Source organism: Bacillus sp. MZGC1, assembly GCF_002998605.1.
Taxonomy (GTDB): domain Bacteria; phylum Bacillota; class Bacilli; order Bacillales; family Bacillaceae; genus Bacillus.
The window spans coordinates 947,315-968,935 of sequence record NZ_PVRE01000001.1 but is presented as its reverse complement, the minus strand read 5'-3'; the positions used below and the strand labels follow the sequence as shown (position 1 = coordinate 968,935).

General features: G+C 41.3%; 26 protein-coding genes and 1 tRNA gene. 4 read left to right on the top strand and 23 right to left on the bottom strand.

The features are described from left to right. Window positions 1–9: 9 nt before the first annotated feature. Window positions 10–540, bottom strand: coding sequence for an NfeD family membrane protein (locus C6Y06_RS04920; protein ID WP_060597128.1), 531 nt, complete (start codon window positions 538–540; stop codon window positions 10–12). A gap of 204 nt (window positions 541–744) precedes the next feature. Between C6Y06_RS04920 and C6Y06_RS04915 the strand changes: the two genes are divergently transcribed. Then, on the top strand, window positions 745–1,224 hold the full coding sequence (locus tag C6Y06_RS04915; protein ID WP_060597213.1) for a DinB family protein: 480 nt from the start codon (window positions 745–747) through the stop codon (window positions 1,222–1,224). Window positions 1,225–1,264: 40 nt separating this feature from the next. Here C6Y06_RS04915 and gbsB read toward each other — a convergent pair whose 3' ends face one another. Together gbsB and betB are read right to left on the bottom strand one after the other, a co-directional pair. After that, a complete protein-coding gene (gbsB, locus tag C6Y06_RS04910) occupies window positions 1,265–2,473 on the bottom strand; it encodes a choline dehydrogenase (RefSeq protein WP_106036565.1) in 1,209 nt (402 codons plus the stop codon). 27 nt (window positions 2,474–2,500) lie between these two features. Further along, window positions 2,501–3,970 (bottom strand): betaine-aldehyde dehydrogenase, encoded by a 1,470-nt coding sequence (betB, locus tag C6Y06_RS04905; RefSeq protein WP_060597130.1) that lies wholly within the window; start codon window positions 3,968–3,970, stop codon window positions 2,501–2,503. Window positions 3,971–4,176: 206 nt separating this feature from the next. On the opposite strand from betB, the gene gbsR reads away from it, so the two are divergent. Further along, the gene (gbsR, locus tag C6Y06_RS04900) at window positions 4,177–4,734 is read left to right on the top strand and encodes a transcriptional regulator GbsR (RefSeq protein ID WP_106036564.1); all 558 of its coding nucleotides are present in this window, start codon (window positions 4,177–4,179) and stop codon (window positions 4,732–4,734) included. Between the two features lie 72 nt (window positions 4,735–4,806). Next, window positions 4,807–4,878, top strand: a tRNA-Ala gene (locus C6Y06_RS04895). A gap of 52 nt (window positions 4,879–4,930) precedes the next feature. On the opposite strand, the gene C6Y06_RS04890 is transcribed toward C6Y06_RS04895, so the two are convergent. From C6Y06_RS04890 to C6Y06_RS04805, 18 genes are all read right to left on the bottom strand, one after another. Beyond that, the gene (locus C6Y06_RS04890; RefSeq protein ID WP_066030501.1) at window positions 4,931–5,122 is read right to left on the bottom strand and encodes a hypothetical protein; all 192 of its coding nucleotides are present in this window, start codon (window positions 5,120–5,122) and stop codon (window positions 4,931–4,933) included. Between the two features lie 112 nt (window positions 5,123–5,234). Continuing rightward, window positions 5,235–6,044 (bottom strand): peptidoglycan recognition protein family protein, encoded by an 810-nt coding sequence (locus C6Y06_RS04885; RefSeq protein WP_060597133.1) that lies wholly within the window; start codon window positions 6,042–6,044, stop codon window positions 5,235–5,237. A gap of 19 nt (window positions 6,045–6,063) precedes the next feature. After that, complete coding sequence (locus C6Y06_RS04880; RefSeq protein WP_034659731.1) at window positions 6,064–6,327, bottom strand: phage holin; 264 nt, start codon at window positions 6,325–6,327, stop codon at window positions 6,064–6,066. A 12-nt stretch (window positions 6,328–6,339) separates the two neighbouring features. Then, entirely contained in the window at window positions 6,340–6,552 is a 213-nt protein-coding gene (locus C6Y06_RS04875; protein WP_066030499.1) for a BhlA/UviB family holin-like peptide, read from the bottom strand. A gap of 135 nt (window positions 6,553–6,687) precedes the next feature. After that, complete coding sequence (locus tag C6Y06_RS04870; RefSeq protein ID WP_066030498.1) at window positions 6,688–7,773, bottom strand: pyocin knob domain-containing protein; 1,086 nt, start codon at window positions 7,771–7,773, stop codon at window positions 6,688–6,690. A 146-nt stretch (window positions 7,774–7,919) separates the two neighbouring features. Then, complete coding sequence (locus C6Y06_RS04865; protein WP_081311384.1) at window positions 7,920–8,066, bottom strand: XkdX family protein; 147 nt, start codon at window positions 8,064–8,066, stop codon at window positions 7,920–7,922. Further along, window positions 8,067–8,414 carry a hypothetical protein gene (locus C6Y06_RS04860; protein ID WP_066030497.1) on the bottom strand — a complete coding sequence of 116 codons (348 nt, stop codon included), beginning with the start codon at window positions 8,412–8,414 and terminating at the stop codon, window positions 8,067–8,069. Window positions 8,415–8,416: 2 nt separating this feature from the next. Next, on the bottom strand, window positions 8,417–9,565 hold the full coding sequence (locus tag C6Y06_RS04855; protein WP_066030496.1) for a hypothetical protein: 1,149 nt from the start codon (window positions 9,563–9,565) through the stop codon (window positions 8,417–8,419). Between the two features lie 273 nt (window positions 9,566–9,838). Further along, window positions 9,839–10,222 carry a phage tail-collar fiber domain-containing protein gene (locus C6Y06_RS04850; RefSeq protein ID WP_003212666.1) on the bottom strand — a complete coding sequence of 128 codons (384 nt, stop codon included), beginning with the start codon at window positions 10,220–10,222 and terminating at the stop codon, window positions 9,839–9,841. 11 nt (window positions 10,223–10,233) lie between these two features. Further along, window positions 10,234–11,157, bottom strand: a complete 924-nt coding sequence (locus tag C6Y06_RS04845) for a YmfQ family protein (RefSeq protein WP_106030406.1) — start codon at window positions 11,155–11,157, stop codon at window positions 10,234–10,236. Then, entirely contained in the window at window positions 11,141–12,190 is a 1,050-nt protein-coding gene (locus tag C6Y06_RS04840; protein WP_106036563.1) for a baseplate J/gp47 family protein, read from the bottom strand. Before C6Y06_RS04840 ends, C6Y06_RS04845 begins: the two co-directional genes overlap by 17 nt. Further along, entirely contained in the window at window positions 12,183–12,605 is a 423-nt protein-coding gene (locus C6Y06_RS04835) for a DUF2634 domain-containing protein (protein WP_060597150.1), read from the bottom strand. The genes C6Y06_RS04840 and C6Y06_RS04835 overlap by 8 nt, the downstream gene beginning before the upstream one ends. 14 nt (window positions 12,606–12,619) lie before the next feature. Next, window positions 12,620–12,886: a DUF2577 family protein gene (locus C6Y06_RS04830; protein ID WP_034659738.1), complete on the bottom strand. Its 267-nt coding sequence runs from the start codon at window positions 12,884–12,886 to the stop codon at window positions 12,620–12,622. Beyond that, window positions 12,883–13,893, bottom strand: a complete 1,011-nt coding sequence (locus C6Y06_RS04825; RefSeq protein WP_106036562.1) for an XkdQ/YqbQ family protein — start codon at window positions 13,891–13,893, stop codon at window positions 12,883–12,885. Before C6Y06_RS04825 ends, C6Y06_RS04830 begins: the two co-directional genes overlap by 4 nt. A gap of 11 nt (window positions 13,894–13,904) precedes the next feature. Continuing rightward, window positions 13,905–14,573 carry a LysM peptidoglycan-binding domain-containing protein gene (locus C6Y06_RS04820; protein ID WP_003213616.1) on the bottom strand — a complete coding sequence of 223 codons (669 nt, stop codon included), beginning with the start codon at window positions 14,571–14,573 and terminating at the stop codon, window positions 13,905–13,907. Continuing rightward, window positions 14,566–18,675 carry a transglycosylase SLT domain-containing protein gene (locus tag C6Y06_RS04815; protein WP_223251429.1) on the bottom strand — a complete coding sequence of 1,370 codons (4,110 nt, stop codon included), beginning with the start codon at window positions 18,673–18,675 and terminating at the stop codon, window positions 14,566–14,568. The genes C6Y06_RS04820 and C6Y06_RS04815 overlap by 8 nt, the downstream gene beginning before the upstream one ends. Then, entirely contained in the window at window positions 18,676–18,813 is a 138-nt protein-coding gene (locus C6Y06_RS04810) for a hypothetical protein (protein ID WP_095285871.1), read from the bottom strand. Between the two features lie 41 nt (window positions 18,814–18,854). Beyond that, the gene (locus C6Y06_RS04805; RefSeq protein WP_106036561.1) at window positions 18,855–19,295 is read right to left on the bottom strand and encodes a phage tail assembly chaperone; all 441 of its coding nucleotides are present in this window, start codon (window positions 19,293–19,295) and stop codon (window positions 18,855–18,857) included. Between the two features lie 152 nt (window positions 19,296–19,447). Here C6Y06_RS04805 and C6Y06_RS04800 point away from each other — a divergent pair, with 152 nt between their 5' ends. Continuing rightward, the gene (locus tag C6Y06_RS04800; RefSeq protein WP_081311383.1) at window positions 19,448–19,537 is read left to right on the top strand and encodes a putative holin-like toxin; all 90 of its coding nucleotides are present in this window, start codon (window positions 19,448–19,450) and stop codon (window positions 19,535–19,537) included. Between the two features lie 292 nt (window positions 19,538–19,829). On the opposite strand, the gene C6Y06_RS04795 is transcribed toward C6Y06_RS04800, so the two are convergent. Both C6Y06_RS04795 and C6Y06_RS04790 read right to left on the bottom strand, forming a co-directional pair. Then, window positions 19,830–20,273: a phage tail tube protein gene (locus tag C6Y06_RS04795; RefSeq protein ID WP_003213309.1), complete on the bottom strand. Its 444-nt coding sequence runs from the start codon at window positions 20,271–20,273 to the stop codon at window positions 19,830–19,832. Between the two features lies 1 nt (window position 20,274). Further along, the gene (locus C6Y06_RS04790; protein ID WP_060597153.1) at window positions 20,275–21,621 is read right to left on the bottom strand and encodes a phage tail sheath family protein; all 1,347 of its coding nucleotides are present in this window, start codon (window positions 21,619–21,621) and stop codon (window positions 20,275–20,277) included.

The following is a 21,621-nucleotide window of genomic DNA, read 5'->3' as shown; positions in this document are numbered from 1 at the left end:
CATTCCCTCCTAGATTTCTTCATTTGGTATAACTGATAAGACGCCTTTGTTCACTTCGACGACCAGCACCCGGGTTCCATATGGAATCTCCTCTTCGTCGAAACTGACGGCAGGCTTTGAGATTTTCCCGCTATTACTAATTAACAGCACTTCTCCAAACCCGTCTTTTGGAACAGATACAATGATCTCCCCAGTTCTTCCTTTTAAGTCGGCCTCTGTATATGAAAGAGATTCTTCAGCAGAGGAAAGAGGGACTAAGACAAATACATTCAAACAGGTCACAAGGACCACTGCGAGGATGGCAGATAATACTGCGCCAAGTCCACTCCCTACAATTGCTGTTTTTTCAGAGATAAACCCTCCAGCCGAGAAAAAGGTAAGAAATGCGAGGATCAATGTTGGTTGAAGGAATGAAACAGGAATCGCTTCAAACAATCCATCAAATACATCGCCGAAAAAGACGAAAACTAGTGTCAGGATTCCTGATATCATCAATATGTATAAATACAGCGTCTCAAGCGGCAGCCCGAACACATCCATCTTCCTCACCCTTTCTTCATGAAATGAACAGCCTTTGTTTCATTTAGACCATGCTCACCTCCAATGTATTCCTTCTAACAGGTAATACGAACCACTTTTGTAAAGGTTTCAAATTTCCTCACAATTCTTCACAGGAATTCCCCGATAGCTCAAGAATGATTGTCATGTACCACTATGTTAAAATTTGATCTTGAGGTGATGAAAATGAGTTTATTACATGAGGCAAGACAAGAATTGTGGCAAAAGCTGCAAGGTTTGAACGAAGAACAATTGAATCAAAAATTATCTGATGATACTTGGAGTATTCAAGAGGTGGCAGATCACTTAAAGAAGATGGATCTCATGGCAGCAAAACATCTAGCTGCTGAGGGAAAAAAAGCACCGATCAAGGAATATGAGCCAAAGCCGGTGGAAATGGCAGAGGACCGTTCTAGAAAAGCCACTGCGCCTAGAATTGTTGAGCCTGAACGCAAGCATGTGACACCTACACATTTAAAGGATGAGCTCGATACAGCACGTGAACAGCTCAATCAAATTTTATCAACGTTTACTGAGGAAGATTTCAAACGTGTCATTGCGCACCCGGTGTTTGAAGAGTTATCCCTTAAGCAATATCTTGATTTTATCGGCGCACACGAAAAACGTCATATTCATCAAATCAAAGAAATTAAAGAACAGCTATAAGACATAAAGAAGACTCCCTTTTGGGAGCCTTTTTTCATTGTTACACTGTTTTCGGTGTTAGATCAAAACAGCGAGCATAAATCCAGTTGTACGCTTTTTCATTTAGATCTCTTGGGTTTCCAATTGTTTGCGGATCTTTCATGGCTTCTTTAGATAAACGGTCAATCATATCTTTTGATACACCTTGTTCTTCTAATGAAGGAACTTCTAGATCTTCCACTAAATCATACATCCAGTTCACAGCAGCTTTTGCTGCTTCCTCTGTAGACATTCTGCTTGTATCAATGCCGAACGCTTGCGCAATACGAGCGAATTTTTCCGGATACCCTTTCCAGTTATACTCCATCACCGGTCCCATCATTGCTGCTACACACTGGCCATGCGCTACAGGAATAATACCTCCGAGTGTTTGACTCATCGCATGCGCAGCTCCAGCTGACTCGCTTCCATAAGAAAGCCCGGCAAGCATTGCAGCTTGTGCCATTCCATATCTAGCTTCTAGGTCCTCACCATCAGCAAAAGCACGGCGGATATAATGAGCAGCATATTCAATGGCCATGAGCGCTACCGCATCTGTAATAGGCTGAGCAAATTTCATCGTATAGCATTCGATAGCGTGAGCAAGCGCATCAATTCCAGTCATTGCTGTCACATGAGGAGGCATGGATACATGAAGCTCTGGGTCAATCACTGTGAGGTGAGCTGCAATAAGTGGTCCACCTGTGTTGAATTTAAATTCTCTTTCTTCATCCGTAATTACTGCCCACTGCGTAACTTCTGAACCTGTACCAGCCGTGGTCGGAATGGTGGTTAAAGGTGGGATTCTGTTTTCAAGCGGTTTTTTTCCCTCTGCCGCTTCGTAATCAAGGACTGAGCCTTCGTGAGTCGCCTCTACTCCGATTGCCTTCGCTGTATCCATTGAGCTTCCGCCGCCTACAGCGACTAATCCATTACAGCCTTCTTTTTCATATAACGCAGATCCTTCATTCACTAAACGGACTGGCGGGTTTGGCTCTACTTTATCAAATAGGATCACATCGATTTGTGCTTCTTTTAATGAAGCAACCACTGGGTCTACTACGCCCGCTTGATAAATACCAGGGTCTGTTACAAGCAATACCTTCGAGACACCGTATGCTTTCACTTCTTCCCCAACATGTTTCACTGCACCGATGCCATGTTTGATGACAGTCGGGATTTCAAATGTGTGGAATTTCTGCATGCTTTCAATTTTCATATTTAATGTCATATAGAATCTCCTCCAAATGTGTGATATTTATTTAAACCAATGAACCGCTTCAGGTTTCGTATTTCGATATACATGCTTCAGTTCCGTATATTCCTCAAGTCCGGTGCGTCCTAATTCACGTCCAAGACCTGACTGCTTATATCCACCCCAAGGTGCTTGAGCGAAATAAGGATGGAAATCATTGATCCAAACTGTGCCTAATCTTAATTGACGAGCCACTCTTTCGGCTTTTCCAATATCAGAAGACCACACAGCTCCTGCTAATCCATAAATCGTATCATTTGCCAGCTCGATCACTTCTTCCTCTGTTCGGAAGGATTCGACTGTCAATACTGGGCCAAAGACTTCTTCTTGGACAATCCGCATCTCTGACGTACAGCCTGAGAAAATCGTTGGCAAGTAGAAGAACCCATTTGAAAGCTCCTCTGCGTCAGGCCTTTTTCCGCCTGTTTCTAATCTTGCGCCTTCATCTAACCCAATGCTGACGTATTTCTCTACTTTTTCTCGATGCTCAGCTGAGATGAGCGGCCCGCTTTGGGTTTCTTCATCAAAGCCGTTGCCTAGCTTGATTTTTTTCGTACGCTTCACCAGTTCTTCTAAAAATTCATCATGAATGGATTCTTCCACTAGCAAACGTGAACCTGCTGAACATACTTGCCCTGCATGGAAAAACACAGCATTCATTGCCTGGTCAACCGCTACGTCTAAATCAGCATCTTGAAACACAATATTCGGATTTTTCCCGCCGAGCTCAAGGGCGATTTTCTTCACATTCCCACTGGCTCCCTGCATGATTTTCTTGCCTGTTTCAATACCGCCTGTAAATGAAATCAAATCTACATGTTCATTCACAGCAAGCTCATCGCCAACCGTTGCCCCTGGTCCAAGGACTAGGTTTGCAACTCCTGCTGGAATTCCTGCTTCTTCCATGAGTTGGAATATTTTGATCGTGGTGAGTGGTGTAATTTCACTTGGTTTTAAAACGATTGTGTTCCCTGCTGCAAGAGCAGGAGCGATTTTCCAGCTTGCTTGAAGCAATGGATAGTTCCAAGGAGTGATTTGCCCGCATACACCGACTGGCTCTCTGACTAATTCACTTTTTGAGTTCGGGATTGGTGACGCAATGATTTCCCCGCCATCTTTGTCAGCCAGACCTGCGTAATATTGGAACACGTTCGCAATATCGTCCATATCTGCTTTGCTTTCCTCTAATGTTTTACCAGTATCAAGCGATTCCAATTTGGCTAGTTCATCAAGATCACGTCTAATCAACTCAGCAATCTTAAACACCATATTTCCTCTTTCAAGTCCAGGCTGATTTGCCCAGTCCCCTTGATCGAAGGCTTTTCTCGCTGCTTTGATGGCTAGCTGCGCATCATTTCTTGATCCTTCGCTGACTGTCGCGATCACTTCTTGATTAAATGGATTGATGATATCCCGTGTGTCGCCACTTTTGGCGCCAACCCATTGTCCATCTATAAATAGTGTTTGACTCATAGAAGGAACCTCCTCTGATTCTCTTTGGTAAGTTTGTTAAATAAAAATTTAACGTTTTGAACATAATTAACTTATCATGTTCAAATTTTTCTGTCAAAGGGAGATAGGCTTCATTTATTTTGACATTTTGTATTCTTTCGTTAACATATAGTCCATAAAGATTTTTTTGAACGTATTGAATTCTCTTAATAGAAAGCAGGGACAAGATGAAAAAGCAGGAACAGCCACAAGCAGAAGATCGTATTTTAGCTGCTAAAGATCTAGTCATTGATTCCATAGCTGAAACAATGGATCTCTATGGCATTACACGAAGTGCAGGTATTCTCTATGGGGCCATGTATTTAAATGAGGAAATGACGCTCGATGAAATGCGTGAAGAGCTGCAAATGAGCAAGCCAAGTATGAGTACGGGTGTGAAAAAACTGCAAGATATGAATATTGTCAAAAAGACGTTTCACCGGGGCCGAAGAAAACACAGCTTTGTTGCTGAAAAAGACTTTTTTAAGTTTTTCACGAACTTCTTTCCGCAAAAATGGGAACGGGAGGTCGAGGTCAATTTAGCGGCGATTGAAGAAGCGCAAGAGCGGCTTCAAGAGGTTGCTAGTGATGATCAGTTGGAGGAACATGTAAGAGAGGAAGCGCAGCAGCTTCTTGAACAGCTTGAAAGCTCGAAAGCCTATTATGACTGGCTGAGACGCTTAGCGGACTCTGTACAATCAGGGGAGATCTTCGACTATATTCCGATTGATCAGAAAGATAAATAGGCGATATGTTTGCGTTTTACAGCTTGAATTTTACAGGAGGATTGATTATAATAAATTATGTCGTCATACATCGGGGCGTTAGTTCAGTGGGAGAATATTTCGCTGGCAGCGAAAGGGTCAGGGGTTCGAATCCCCTACGCTCCATACGAAAAACCATTCTTGAGAAATCAAGGATGGTTTTTTATGTATATATTTCTTACAGTTGTGTTTGTTCTTTGTTTTTTCTTAACCTTAATATCTTTATGATCCGGTACGCGATCACAGAGAGATAAGCCGTGATGAGAATGATTGTGTAAGACACAGGGAAATCGCTCGTCATTCCGTGATAAATGAAATAGATGAGCAGCACCACTGACAGCATGATGACTTGGAACAGTTCCTTTTTCATTTTATTCTCACCTTATGATAGATTCGGTCGATTATATCACAAATGATGTCATTTTTTATTAGCTATCAGCAAGGAAAAATCCCTTCACCTGCTGATAGCACTTTATGAATGATCACTTTTTCAGCAATTGTTCCATTTTGTTCTTCGTCTTTGGTCCGTAAATCCCGTCTGCCGCTAAGCCGTTCATGAGCTGAAACCGCTTGACCGCATTCGCCGTTTTCGGTCCATAATAGCCATCAATCCCATTGTTTTTTGCTCCTTTGTCTGGGTAAAAATAGAGGGAAGATAAGGCTTTTTGCACGGCTGTCACTTGAGATCCTTTTGTCAAGGGCTTGGTTATTTTTAAAATGCCAGATGGCAAATTTGACGATTTCTGTTTGGTCACGGGTGCTTTGTCTTTGTGGCTCAGGCTCTCTGTTCGGACTGGCTTTCTTGTGCTTTTGCTGTCGGTATGAGCTGTGGCTATTCCAGCTTTAAATTGATCCCATCGTCCGAGCAATTTCCTTGGACATTCTTTCCCACTCCAATGTTTATGGGGCACTACATTTGATAAAGGAATCCCCAAATCGCCCATCAGTTTCCGAATGAGCCATTGAGCATTTTCGACTGCTTGTTCAAAGTTGCCGTCTGTATTTTCACAAATTTCAATTCCGATTGATTTCATATTGCCATCGCCTCTGCCATCCCCTGCGTGCCAGCCGTTCTCGTTTAATGGTAAATGCTGATAAATGACCTGATCGTCGACAGTGTAATGCCAGCTGACCCCAGTACTTGAACGTGCAACAAACGCAGCGTGACTTCCCGCATTTGCACCTTTTGCAGTGTTAGAGGTATTATGCACCGTAATATAGAGCGGCTTCATCCTATTTCCTGGTCTGTTGCGGTTGTGTTTTGGAATGTAGGCTTGAATGATATTGACCATATTGTTTCTCCTTCAACTATTATTTTGTTAGCCCTCTTTGTTTCAGGGTATCTTTTTGTAATTGACCTTTGTAGGTCACATAATTGTTTTTAAACCAAGCGATAACGGCTGTAACCATCGTAAAAATGGTGGAACCTGCTACATATAGTGCCTCACCGGCGGTTTGTACTTGCTCCTCACTAATCGGCAGCACCGTCTGTCCAAACATGACTAGCGTTTGATTGATCAGAGCAATAAAAAGAAGCACTGTGCGAATCACAGTGCCTTTGTCGAATGTTTTCATGATTTTTACCTCCTATTTTAAATTCCGCTCAATTTTGTCGAGTTTGTCGATCACAACGTCATACTTTTCACTAAACTTTGCTAACACATCATTTTGCGCCTCGATTTGCTCATTGAGTTTACTTTCTCTTTCTTTTGTTGTATTGAGAACATAAAACAGAATCCAGCAAAAGAGAACGGCAAACGGGCCTTGTGTCATTAAGTTTTGGACGACATCTACTTCCATTTGAAATCACCTTCTTTCCGGCAAAAAAATAAAGCCATTAGGCTTTGTACATTTCTCCAGTTATATCTTGGTAGTCGTCTGCGGTGATTCAAATTAACTACATAAAAAAGTCATAGTAGCTTGCCCATATTATAGCTACCATAGTGGAATTGCTTCATTAATTTCAATACGGGTTACATTTAACGGATCATTTGCAATTAATCCATCAAATTTTAGAATACCATCTTTAGATAAAGACAACCTTGCAGATCCGTATGAACCAACCGTCGCACAAGTGAAAACGGTTAAAGAAGAAGGTTTCTGCGTTAAAATTGCAATTTCTGTTTCATTAGCCGGAACTTGCTCAAATGATCCTCTCAAATATAAAATATTTTGTCTAACAGAATATTTTAATGGGTTGACTAAATATTGCTTTATATTACTATTTAGATTTACATTATACCAGGAGGCATTTAAATCTGTAGATGTAAGCTGCCTTTCCCATTCAGTCCATGTATAGTCAATCTTCCTAATTCTATAAAAAGAATTAAGACCGTTGACTGCATCATAAATAGTTTGTAATAGGGTATTTCCATAACTTATCACTATCATAAATGCCTTTTTGATCTCTTTAGGACCATTTAGACCAGCATTATAAATGAGATACATTCCTGTTTCTGTAATCTCATTATAGTCAGTGGTTTCACTTACCCCTTTATACATAGGCTTACCATTGTTTTGAGTCAATTTATACAGCTGTCCATTGTTCCATTTATCTTTTTCAGCAGTTGTCGGAAGCTGAGTCCAATTGATAGATATATGGCTAGAATTGTAGTAGAAGTAATATGCATTACCTGATGTATCTATCACAAAACCTGTTCCAACATTATTTTGTCCCACTGTCTGAATCCCTCTAATGGCAAATTGTGAAGGGCTATCCTCTATTCCACTAGGTGCATAAAATGTACAAGTCCCTTTGTCTTTAATTGAGTCAAAGATTTTTGATCCGACAGGAATATTTAGAAGATGTACTCCATCATCACCTGTAATTTTATACAGCTGCGACTCATTCCATTTCTTTTTTTCTACTTCTGAAGAGTGTTGTCTCGAATCCCCCATATGAAGAGTTAATTGTTCTGATATCCTAGTGTCGTTATGAAGCAATGTTTTCAACATCTCGTTGAATAGATCAGCATGAGCTTTATCACTCGTTTCAAAAGAACGAGGAGTTTTTATATCCAATGTGTACTCTCCTTTCTACCATTACGTAAGTTGTTTCAATGAGATTAAGACAGAATCCAGCAAAAGAGAACGGCAATGGGCCTTGTGTCATTAAATATTCAGGCAAATCCATTTCCATCCTACTCCCAAAGGCAAAATAAAAACGCCTATTCAGCGTTAGTTGGATATTCTTCGTTTGTTATTTCTTTGTATTGTTTCGGCGTAATCTTCTCGAAACGAACAAATTTTGCTACGTCCTCATTTTCATAACATTTCCATTGATAGAACAATGAAATACTGCGGAACCAATCCAATTAAATGACCTCCTTTTCCCTCAGCAGCATGATAAGTTCTGATAAATTCCTTGATTGTTCTTCTGCTCTCTTTTCTGACTCTGCCAGTTGCTGAAGCAGATCAGCATTTTGCTGTTTTAATAGATCCATTTCTGACAATGGTAGCGGGTCTGGTCGCAAGCTATCAATGTATTTTTGTGTAGCCGACTCATACCATGACTTTTTCGCTTCATTGTATTTACCTTTGTACAAACCATCTTGAGGTCTTACATCTGTATATCCTTTTGGGAGGTCTTCGTGCTCTTCAATTTCTATTTCTTCTCCTGGAAGGTAATTGAATTTTTCATCGTATTTATATATCCATTTCATTTTCATCCCTCCTGAGCCGCCATGAATTTAAAGCCGAACGTGATAAATTCATTTGGGTTTGTTGAATTGGAGACGCCTTGTATATACACATTACCTTTAGTATCAATATGTGTTCTGTGTGTTTGTGGTGTTGAACCAGTGCCGATACTAGATGCTACCCCTATAAAATGCATATCCTGTATAGGACGATAACCACTAGGCAATGTAAAAACAGGTACTGCAAAACCGATAGTACCCCCTGTAATAGAACCAATTAACTCTACCTCTCCAAATGGATTCTTATAAAATTGCACTTTTTGAGTGCCATATTGTTTCCATCCGTTTATTATTGTTGTCGGAAACTTCCATTCTATTTGCTCTACATTTGTTAAAACACGTTTCCAGCCTTGCCACCCCAAATTTAAATCAAGGTAGTTCGTATACATGTAGTTGTTATAATCTATGGCCATAACCCATCCAAATGTCCCTTTTCCATTGCTATCTTGAGAAGTAAAATGATACATACCTCGGCAAGATCTTGTTGTTGGGGTGTTTAGTGCTTTACCTGTGACATAAAATGTACCATGCCTCGGACCTAAAGAAACTAACTTTTCGAGTAAATCTTCACCATCAGAAACAGATATAATCACTCCTCCACTATCCGCAGTGATCTTAGATAATTGGCCTTCATTCCATTTATTTCTCTCCGCATCTGTCGGAAGCTTTGTCCAGTTAATAGAAGTATGCGCAGCATTATAATAAAAACTATAAGCATTACCAGCAATATCTACAGCAAAGCCAGTTCCAATGTTATCTTGACCTACTGTCTGTAACCCTCTTAATGAAATATTCGCTGGAGTTGGGGAATCTTCAACTCCAGAAGCTGCATAAAAAGTACACATTCCTTTCCCTTTTATCGCGTCAAAAATCCTTTCATCAGCAGGAATATTAATTAACTGACTACCATTATCAGCAGTAATCTTATAGCTCTGAGAATCATTCCATTTTTTCTTTTCTGCTTCAGACGTATGTGGATTTGTATCATCAATATGTTGATTGATTGCTTCTAATAGTCCTACATCATTGTCAAAAAAGTCTTCAACTATATTATTAAATAGGTCGGCATGGGCTTTATCAGTTGTTTTAAAAGTTCGTGGTGTCTTAATCTCCATGTTTGATCATTCTCCTTTCAAAATCTATAATCGCTTGTTTAATCTATTTTTACTTGTAATGATATATGACTTCACCTTTTACTAAACTTAAAACCCAGTGGGATTGGCTTTATATGAAGAAAGATGCACACATACCTTTAAATTGATCTAACGATGTGATTGAAGTGCTCCTAGTGCCTTTATACTCAAAGCAACTCCTATAAAGTAGATCGCCTGCTTTGGCTGTATTCTTCTGGCAAAATAAACACTGGGTTATTTCCTGAAGTCACTCCATTAATAAATATCATCAATCTCAAAAACAAATTCGATGTCGCCGTCTTTTTGTTTGTCTGTCATGGTGCGGATGGCGGTGAATTTGCCGGCTTCGTCGACAAGTGCTAGTTCGTTGATGACTTCTCCTGCAAGTTCTCCTTCGGCGATCGTGCAGGTGTAGCGGATTTTTGCTGGTTCCATGAAGGTAAACGAATCAATCTCTTTTTGGACGAGTTCTTTTTTCAGTTTTTGTTCAGTGCCGTCTAGTGAGATCGGTTTGCCATCCTTCGTCCCGCCGTTTCCAAATGCCATTTTGACGACTTTTGTGAGTTTTGTTCCCTCTGCTCTTGCCTTTGCCATTTGTTGACGTGCATATAATGTTGTTACGGTTAATTGATCAGCCATTGTGATCCTCCTTATAGCTCTATTTTTTGAGAAGTTGCTGCTAGCATTTTTGATCCGTCAAGCGGAACAGATCCATCGAGAATCCAGTAATGATCCTTGATCAGTAAGCTGCCGCCCTGTTCAGTTTGGACATGTACTGCCAATCGGAACGTCATCTTCTTTTTGGTTTGATGTGCCAGCTGGTTCTTTGTGCGTAAAGTCAGTGCCGCTTTTTGCCCTGTTTCATGTACAGCTCCAGTGATGACATAATTCATGCGATATGTGGTTTCTGACTTATGCTGAAGCGGCATTCTCATCTTCAACGAATGCCGAAAACGAGCAGGTACATCGGTTGAACCTCTTGTCCCGCTAAGATAAAACGTACCATTTAATACAAATTCACCATTCAGTAAAATCGGGATATGATCGAAAAAACCCACTCTGCTTCGCAGTGTGAGCCTCCCGTGATGATCATTTTTTTCATGTACATCGGTATGATGAAATGCAGTGAACGTATAAGCCAAATGAGCCGGCTTTAACGTTTCAAGTATTTCTACAATATATCTAGTGTTTTGCAGGTCATCTAGGTTCACACGTAAGGCGAAATGATAGCGATTGGTGGTGAGACGGATGATGGCACTTGGATTTTTGAGAAAGCGATTCACCGATTTCTCTAATGAAAGATACGTGATCGGTGGAATGTTTGACATCATATTGAGTAAGCGTGCCCTGCGAAGTTCAATGGAGTCACCTGATTCTCGCTGCACCTTCAGCATTCTTTCCCATCTATTCAATCCCCATGTCGCAGTTAAAGGGAAGAACTGATCCGTTAAATCGAAAATGGATTCATCCAATTGCTCAAACTCCGGTGCTTCTGTTTTGAGTAGATGATCTACTTCATAAATCTCTGTAAAATATGGCGGCAAGTAGTTTTTCATTTCATCCTGTTTGCTCAATAACCTTCACCTGCCTCAGACGCGGTATCTCAATGTCCTGTAACACTAAGTTTTTTGATTCCCCATTCAATAACACGTTTGCATAATCTGATACACTTTCTGAATGGTACAGAATGTCATTTAAGGCGGACATTCGAATGGTACTCTTTTCAAATGCGATTGATTTCAACAGCGCTTTGACCTTTTCTTCTATTTCTTTCTGCGCTCCTTCAAGGGTCCAGTCCATTTGAAGTTCGACGGCTACTTCTATGTCAATATCCAGCCATTTGGCGCTTTCGACGGTTGCTTTTGAACCAATAGGCGCTTGTCCTTCCCCTTCGCCTGATACTGGGTCGATATATTCCTGTACTCTTTTAACAAGCAGATCTGATGCAACATCTAGATTGCCGTCTGTGATGACAATTTTGACCGTCCCTTCTCCGTTCCAAAGCGGGAATACTTTCGCTCTGCCAACCCCTGTCACCTCCTCAGCCCATTTTTTATAATGCGCCTTGTTGGCACTGACAGCCTCTCGCCTAGCACGTATTAAGTAGCGATCATATAACGAAGCGTCATCTTCTTCTTCTTGTCCCGGTATCACCAAATCTTTCATGATAATCGATTCAAGCCCTGGGATTGTATCAAGTGAAAGCAGCGGCTGATCTGTTAATTGACCATTGCCGACCTTGCCAGGTGTCTCGCATTCTAGCGTGCCATCGTTCGAATATTGGAAATAGACATCTTCAATAAAAAACCGTGAACCAGCTGGGATGTTGATATCCTCCGGCTGAATAGCTGCGGACCATACCGCTTTAGTCGCTGGTTTTCTTTCAATTCCTACTTCAGCAGCCCGCCGATCTAGAAACTCTCCTTGTGCTGTATCTGCAAAGACCAGCTCGAATACTTGATCAAGCCAAATATAGGACTGGGCTAATTCAGCGGCAGCAGGTGCCAAGACATTCCAAATGACGCTGTTTTCTCTTTTATCTATGTCATCTGGCAGTCTGTCTAGCATTCTTTCCATTAATGCTTCGTACGTTTGTTCCTCAAACATCGCTCTCCATCACCTCCTCTATTTCTAATGTGCCTTCATCTGTGACAATAGCTAGCTTGACATGAAACGAGTCATTTTGCTTTGTGACCTCTAATTCTTCAATATGATCAATCCGTTCGTCCACAATCAATGCTTCCTCTAGCAGCCTCGGAATCTCCATTTCTTTGTATTCATCCGTGGCTTCTGTATCCGTCAAGAGCTCCTGAATTTCAGTGCCAATGTCGTGGCTGTAGATAGGATATGCATACCGCTCTGTCCTGAGTGTCATATAAACGAATTGACGAATTGCTTCAATGCCTGAAATGGTTTCACCTGTCAGTCTGCCAGTTTCAACATCTATTCGATACGTCGTCGAGGTTTCCACCTCTTCCTCTTCTTCTATTTCCTCGATTTCTTCCTCTGGTGAAAGTGCCACATTCATCACCTCCCTTACAATTTGTCGATGATGTAGAAGGACTGCCCTCCTGCCATTGCCAGCACCATAATGCTGTCTCCCCTTTTCAGTTCATCATCCTCACCCTTATTTAGGCGCTTTGGCCAAATCAGTAATTCTTCCGGAATGACTAGCTTATGGTTTTCATTTAACCGGATGCTTACAGGAGAAACTGCCGTGACTTCTCCAACCACCAGATCAATTGGAGAGGCGGCATCTACAGCATTCACTGCTAATCGTTTAATCGCTTCACTTAATCTCACGCTTGATCACCCTTTGGGATGGAATTTTTCTCAACGACATCAATTGTCATGGTGTGTTTCACCCCACTGAATTCATGTTTGTCTTGATCGATCCAGTAGGTTTTTTTCACGTTGATTTCAGGGATTTTCAAATAGATTGGAAGACCGCTTTGCAGTTCAGGAATACCTAGCGCTTGTATGCTTTTGATTTCTTGCTTGACGCCTTTTTTCTCTGCCAGCCGTACTTTGGCTCTTTTTTGTAGCTGCGGCTGGTTGATTTGCCCTGTAACCGTCTCAACATGCTGTAAAATACCGTATTTACTCTGACCTGCTTTATCCTGTTCGACCACCACAATCTCTGATTTGCTGCCTTTTTTCTTATTCTTTCCCTGTTCATCTGCAGACGTGCGCAGTTTGACACGAGTGGCTGTCTCTTCAATCGAGGTGCTGTACTGATAACCAATGAGATTGACGCCTGATTCAATGACCCATACGTCCTCTGGATCTGGCCAAGCTCTCAGCCCCATCTTTCCTTTAGCAGAATAGATTTGATAGTTTCTACCAGTTTGACGCTTTGTTTCTTTTAACGCTTTCAGAATCATGTCATACAAACTCGTATCGTTTTTAAACACTAGTGATTTTATGACATGTCCTGTATTGGCGATGGAGGTCATTGGAATTTGAAAGTCAGCCCCTATCCGCCTCAAGATTTGATCTGCTCTTTGTTTTGAAAAAACATAGACATCTTGGTTTTTCACCAAATATTGAAGCATGTCGTATGCGGTAAAGGTCAGCTTCCCTTCAACAGGCCTCCGGGAAAACACAATGCCTCTGAACAGCTCTTTTCCTTTCCATTTAAAAAGAACCGTGTCCCCTTCTGAGACACGGTAATATGTTTGACTGCCTTGTTTAGTGATAATATTTGCCTGAATAGAGCGAGGGGCTTGATACCTTTGCCCCTGAAGTGTCACACTCTCTGTGACAAGCTCATACATGGTGCCGCTTCTGATGGCAAAAAGCTCGATCAATGCCAGCCCCCCTATTGTGGTATTTTTAACCTTTGTCCAGGGAAAATCCAATGCCCCGGCTGCTTAATATTGCGTTTGCTACGTTTAATCATCGCTAATTTATTGGCATTCCAAATACGCCGCCATTTTGTACTGTCGCCATAAAATCTGCCTGAAATAGCCCATAGCGTATCCCCTTTTTTGACGGTGTACATTTTTGGCGGGGTTTTTGAAGGCCTTTTCTTTTTCGTTTGTTTTGCTTTTTTCTTTCGTTTAATTTTCCTAGGCGATGCGGTTTTGTATTCCTTTAACTCGATCGTAAATTCACGATCGCCAATATCATATGACCCTTCTTTATGGGTGAAGCTTTCAATGCTACACGTCATATTAATTTTTGTCCCCGTTACAATGAGCCGCACCGACTTCTTTGAACGCATCATTCGTTCTATTTTCGCTATCGCATTCTCCGGTGATGGAATGCTTTTATATTCAGCAATTGGCGAATATTTCTTAGGAAATAATGAAGTGAATGATACTTGCTTAGCCGATGGGACATCAATAAAGGTCAGTTCTCCAAAAGAAGCAACCTTTACCGTTTCATTTTGTACGTTATTTGTGATTTCAAGTTCGGATGGAAGGACAGGGAATCGCAACTTGTCCTTTCCTTGGGAAATCCACAATTGATACACTGATTTACCCATCGATCACGACCCCCTTCGTTCCTGTATGAAGCTCTACTTCCAGTTCATCTACGAGCATTTGTCTAATTTTTTCGACAAGCGATTGCTGATCTTGTCCATTATGGAAATGCTGATCCCCATTGAATTGAATGGTAATTTGCTTATTGCCTGACGCTGTTGTACCACTAGAAGACTGAGCTGAGGTGACTTGCTGCATTTGTGATTCTGGTAAAGGTGCAGACGCATTTGCTGGGTCATATACTTGCATCCCAAGTGCTTTGGCTGCCTGCGTTAATAAATATCTCCCTCGAATCCCTCTTTCTTCAGGAATAATCCATTCGCGTTTGTTTCCTTCTCCGACTCTAGCAACCTGCTCCTGAGTAATCAGTCCACCATTTGCGTAGCCTTTATAAGGCCCGCCTCTTCTCATACTTCGTAATCCCGGTGTATTGAAGACTGTTCCATATCTGCCCTTAATGTAGTTAATGGCTGCTACGGCATTATGAATTGGGTTCCAAATGTCATTCATACCTTTGCCTTTATTGGAGTTAAACGTCGGTCCAATGGTTTGCATTAAGCCTTTAGAAGGCGTTCCCTTTTTAGCGTTGGAATCCCATAAGTTGATTGCTCTCGGATTTCCATTCGATTCATGCTGTGCAATGGTCATAAGACCTGGAAGCCAGTTCATCGATGTGCCAGTTGCCATGAGAGCTGCCATGAGCCATTGCTGAACACTAAGACCTGAAGCCCCCATACCACTGAAAGCTCCGATTAATGAACCAGCCTGATTTTCAGCAAACTTTTTCACATCCACTGAGTCCAGCCCTTTAACGACACCGATCGATGCAAATTTCCCAAGACTCATCATGACGCGTGAAGGGGAATGAATGTCTAATTCCTCTCTAAACGCCTGCTCTACTTTCTTCGCCATTTCTTTGGCAGCTTGTGTGACTTCACTTGCTTTTGAACGCATGCCGTTGTTAAAGGCATCCATCATTCCTGAGCCCCAGCCTGGTGATTCTTGTTTTGCTTGTAGGAATGGTTGTTTGATGTGCTGATCTACGTATTGGCTAGTACCAACTGATGTGGCATTTTGACCTGTGGCAAAACCATTAACTGTTCCAGAACCCCAAGTTGGTGATGCTGTCATCACTTGTTGGTATGGTGCTTTTACACGACTTTGCAAAAAGCTGTCTGTTCCTGTGGGTGTCACCTGCTGACCATTCGCAAAAGCAGCAACTGTTTGCTGACCATACTTACCTGAGTCTGAGGTCAATTGAGCAAAAGGTTGCTGAATATTCTTTTGCTTCCATTGATCAAGTGTAATCACTTTTTGATTTAATCCTTGTTCAAAATCCTTATTAAATTGCTCGCCTATGCTGGAGGCTTGAATGTTCCCAGTCATCGAGACAGATCCGTCTATTGAACCGACAGAAGATGATGAAGCTACTGCTGTAGGAGCTGGAGAGCTTGATACTTGATTTCCAGCTGCTCCGCTTGGCATAACAGACATTCCAAGATGAGAAGCAGCCTGAGCAAGCAGCATCTTCCCGCGTCCTCGGTTATTTTGAGTTGGAATAACAAATTCGTTACCTGCTTCTCCGACCCATGATAAGGTTGGCTGGGTGATATAGCCGCCTGTGGCATTGTTATCGGGTTTTTTCTTCCCAACAATCCAATTTATGACTACATCTACAATACCGCCTGCTTTGTCAAAAATCTTTTTAACCCAACCAAATGCTGCAGAAAACCCATCACTAATAGCTTCTGCTACTTTTACAATCGGCTTTTGAATGTTGTCCTCAAACCATTTGGATAATCCATCCCATATATCTGTCACGACTTTATACGCTTCTTCAAACTTTTTACCGAAACTATCTTTAATGGTTCCTACCGTATCTACAAGTGGGTTCCATACATTTTCCATAAACCATGACGATACAGCTCCAAAGATTGATTGTATCGTTTTCCATGCATTTGATAATGCTGTCCAAATCCCTGTAGCGACTGTAACGACTGTGCTGCTTAGCGGTGTCCAAACGTTTTCAATAAACCAACCCGCTACTGCACTGAACGTTTCTTGAATCCATGTCCAGGCATTCACTAAACTTGACCAGATGGTCGTTGCTACCGTAACAACTGTGTCGCTGAGAGGTGTCCAAACGTTTTCGATAAACCAGCCTGCTACGGCACTGAACGTTTCTTGTATCCATGTCCAGGCATTGACTAGACTTGTCCATATGGTCGTTGCTACTGTGACGACTGTATCGCTTAGCGGTGTCCATACATTTTCAATAAACCAGCCTGCAACTGCACTGAAGGTTTCTTGTATCCATGTCCAGGCATTGACTAAACTTGACCAAATGGATGACGCTACTGTGACAACCGTATTGCTTAATGGTGTCCATACATTTTCTGTGAACCAAGCCGCAACTGTTGACCAAACTTCGACAATTTGATTTTTGATTTCAATGGCTTTTTGGCCAATCTTTTCAAATCCGCCGCCATCAAACCATTTTCCAATTGTTTCACCGATAGATTCTCCACCCATACTTCCAGCGATGCCGCCTACTAGACCGCCGATGGCTGTACCTACCCCTGGAACTACGCTTCCAATAGCTGCACCTGCTGCAGCACCTGCCATCCCGCCAGCGATTCCGCCTCCAGTCGTACCAATCTTTTCACCAGCATTCTCTTTGTTCATACCGATTAGATTTGTTGCACTAAGTACACTTCCTAGAATAGGTACTTTCTTTAATAACTTGCCGCTCCCTTTACCTATACTCTTCATCGCATTCCCTAATCCACTTAACCCCTTGCTACCTTTCACTAAACCCGTAAGTCCGCCAACTGAAGCTGCGATACCCGCACCTTTCTTTAGTCCACTAGGAATTTTTCCAAATAATTTACCTGCATTTGTTTTCAGTTTCCCTAATCTACTTGGAGGTCTTCTATTCATTTCGGTTCTTGTTGTGGCATTTGGGTTTGTGGATTGTCTTGGTGATTGACCATTTCTATTTTTAGTTTTAGTAGATCCTCCCCTGCTTAAACCTCTTGCACAACAGGGGCAACAACTATTGCGAAACAAGCCTTTTCCACCTCGCGGCTGAGGTTTCGTTTTGGGAGCTGGATTTGATGGTGTTGATGTTGGTGTTGATGTTGGTGCTGTTGTTGGTGCTGGAGTGGCACTTTCACTTGATTGATCACTTGCACCAAAGAGACGATCTAATCCAGTCTTCACCAATTGATCTAGTTTTTCTTCAGGATTAAATTTAATCTTCTCTTTAATTCTTCCGATCACATCTTGTTTGTAATCTTCCATTTTATTTTCAACCCAAGGAAGTGCTTTTTCATCCCAAAACTTTCTAGGACTCAATTTTTCCTTCACTTTGTCTGCAACGTCACCTGCATATTTTTGAATTTCATTTAATCCTTTATTGGCAAGGTTTTGAAGCCAACTCTGTTTAGATTCATCTGTTTTCACTGATGGACTAACAGCCTCAGGCTCTTTTTTTATGTTTTGTTCTTTCACAATCGACTCAGCCTGATCTCGTTTTTTCAACTTACTCTTTGCATTGTCTTGAACAGACACTCTGATTTCGTGTTTAGACATCGTCAAGCTTTTGAGTGTCTTTTTGATTCGTTGAATTGCAGCGGTGGCTTGGTCAACCATGTTTAATCTCATATAATACGTTCTGTTCATGAGCTGATAGATAGATTTTTTGATCGATGACATTTTACCTGACAATTGATCGTTTAGTTTAAACGTCAGCAGAATGGGGCTTGTTCCCGCTTGTTTTAAACGGTTTATGCTGGATTTAATGACATCTAGTCCTTTCGCTTTAATGGATATGACCAGATGATTTGGGAGCATATTTAACTGATTGTTTAATGCTTTTAAATCACGATAGATTCCCTGATCCAGTCTCATGGAAAATACTGAAATTTTCCGAAGCGATAAACTGAAGTTTCTTAACTTCTTTTCATCTATTTCCAGGTTTATTTTCACTGGTTTTCTAAATGGTTTTAGCTGCTTCTCAAACGTTTGAAATCGTTTTTGAATGCGCATAAGCTTCTTCGATACTTTGTCTTCTAATTCAAATCGTGCAGTGAGTTTCGCCAATTATTTCCCTCCTTTCTTTGCTTCTTTTTCTAGCATGTCTAGTTTGTAGCTGATGAGTCCGAATAGGAATGCTTTGAACGGTCTTGGTGATTCGTATAAATCTAGGAGTTCAGATGGGGAGTAGTGAAGCTCGTGCATGGCGTAATATAAAAACACCGCTTCTTTATCCCCATCTTTTATTAGTTTTTTGCTGCTTCTTCTAAATCTTCAATTTCGTCTTCGAATCCATTGATTTCGATGGCTTTGTTTAACCAGTTCGCATATTCACCGCCAACTGACAGGACGCGTTTTGCTACTTCAACTGGATCTTGTGTGCTGTAGGCTTCCCTTAATTCCTTTGTGCGGAAATCTGGATAAATGGTCGATTCAATCGCAATTCGTGCGTAGAAGCGCTGACTGTCTAAGTCCTTTACGCGGCCTCTGCCTTTGACATTTTTGAAGGTCGTATTTTCTTTTTCCAGTTCATCAATGCGTTCAGTTGTAATGGCTTTAAAGACAAAAGGAATGACATTCCCTTTTTTATCAACAAAACGCTTAGATATAGGTACTTTGACCTCTTCCGCTTCTACTGTTTGTCCTGGCATAAAAAATGAAAGATCAAATGTTTGTTTTTCGCTCATGTTTAAAAACTCCCTTTGTTATGTTTTTTTGAATGCAAAAAAGCACATCCATTTTTTGAATGTGCTTTCCAATCTTTTCATGTATAATTTAATTTGTACAATTGAATGGCTTGCTCAAGGGTGTCTGGCTCATCCCCGATAGGAAGGGGGTGATGCTCATGTCAACATTTCAAGCGCTTATGTTAATGCTTGCATTCGGGTCATTTATCGTTGCCCTGTTGACGTATATAGACAAAAAATAGACTCCCCTTGAGCTTTGGACGGTTGAAGGGAAAGTCTATCCTTAAAACTATCTAATTGATTAGCCAGCCCCTTGAGGGCCTCATTGTACATTGCCGGGATGTTGACGCATCCTGGCTTCTTTTTATTTTATGCAAAGTTCTTTGCATGTAAACATATTTCTAAGAAACTTTTTGAGGTTACACAGTAACTCTTTTGTAGCTACTCTGTAACTATGAAAAATTATACCATATCGTTGAATAAAATAAAAATAACATATATTTTCGTCATTCGTAATGCCTTTTTCAATTGTAATTAGAAAGAATTCTTCAGCTTTTCAGGAAGATCAAAGTCCTCGAACGTAAACGGAACTTCTTCTTCAAGCGCTTCTGAATCGACATCCAGTCCAGCAATTTTAGCTGAATCAAAGTTGACATCAAATAATGTCACACGCTCAGTACCTCGGCCTGATGACTTATCGTCAATTACAGCCTGAAGAGTGAAATATGGGTCTTCCCCTTTTTTCACATAGTTGAGCATTAATTGAACGAAACGTGACGTGACTTTATAGAATGTTGCCGTTCCTGTTCCGTTTGCCCCTGTTGTTTTATGACCAGTCATTCGGCGGCCCATCACATTGACTTCTGATTTGTTTTTCTCCACGTTTGCTTCAAACGTTTTGATAAAGGCAAGCTCCTCACCTTCTAAGAAAAGACGACCTTCTTTACCTGAAATTGTATTTTGCGCTTTAAAAGCCATCTTACTTCACCTCCACATTGAAATAGAATTTTTCTGCTGCATCTACTGGTTGAACCGCTAGATCGATGATAAATCCATCACGATCTTCATTGAGACCGATCACGATATCTGTTTCTGAGTTAAAGCCTGTAATGCCGCTGCCATCTTGAAGCTGTGTGAGATACTGAGTAATCAGTGTTTTCACAAGCTGCACCCCATCATCTGATGCTGGAATGTCATTGCCATTGGCTTTGCGTAATTTAATCAGATTTTTTAATTCGAACGTCAAATCATTGTTGATCGCATCAAGCACACGAATGATTTTGTTTTTCGCCATTTGCTGGTTCTTTTCAGCTGTAAAGCTTGTCAAGGAGTTAATATCTTTTTCAACACTCACGGTACGATCTCTCGCATCAAAGGTGAACAGGAACTCCCCTTGTGATAATCGGTATTCTACTTGATCATTATCAAGGCGTTCTAATGTATCCACTGCTCCTTCGTATTCTACAAAGGTCAGTGACTGATTGAAGTTTGCACCTGCACTTGCACCTGCGACCCATGCTGTTGCTTGAGCAGGCGTTAGTTCTGTTCCATCTTCCAGCACAACACCGCTTGTCACATTGATGATGCCTTCTTGGTCAGCTGCATAGTTGGCCACAACTCCTTGCACCTTACGTCCTTGCTTATCACGTAAACGCTCGATAAATGAAGCGAAGGTCGCTTTTAATTGCTCACTATTATCGATCGGGAGAGCAATAACATCAAAGTATTCTGTTTCTGCTGCTTCTAGGAAAGCTGTATAATCTGCGACACTTGCCACACCATTTTTCCCGCCGCTTAGTGCCACACCAGCCGTGATGACGGCTTCACCTTCACCAGAAAATTGAACATATTTGTTTTTCACAAGATCTTTGACATCCGTGACAACCTGCTTATCCACAATATCTGTTCCAAGATAAGTGATGACGTCACGCTTTGTGCTATCAAGTACATTTTCTGCCACTTGTACAGTGATCTCATTTCCTTTTAGACCGCCATAATTGGCTGTGACCACAAAGTTTTCTGCGATTTCAGCTTTGGCCGTCTCCCCTTCATTTAGGCGGTAAAGCAAGACCGTTTGTGCTTTTTTCTTTGCTTCACGGAAAAGAAGAAGTGACTTGTCATCAATGTTGAGTCCGACCTTTTTATTTAAGTCTTCCATATTGGAAACGGAAATAAAGGTTTTTGGTTCTCCCCAGCTCATCACAAGAGGAAGTGCCACCGTACCTCGATCGCCTAAAGTAATTCTCTGCTCTGCTGTTGTTTTAAAATTAAAGTAAATGCCAGGACGCTTTTTCTCTGTACCTGGTGTAAATGTGCCTCCGTTCAT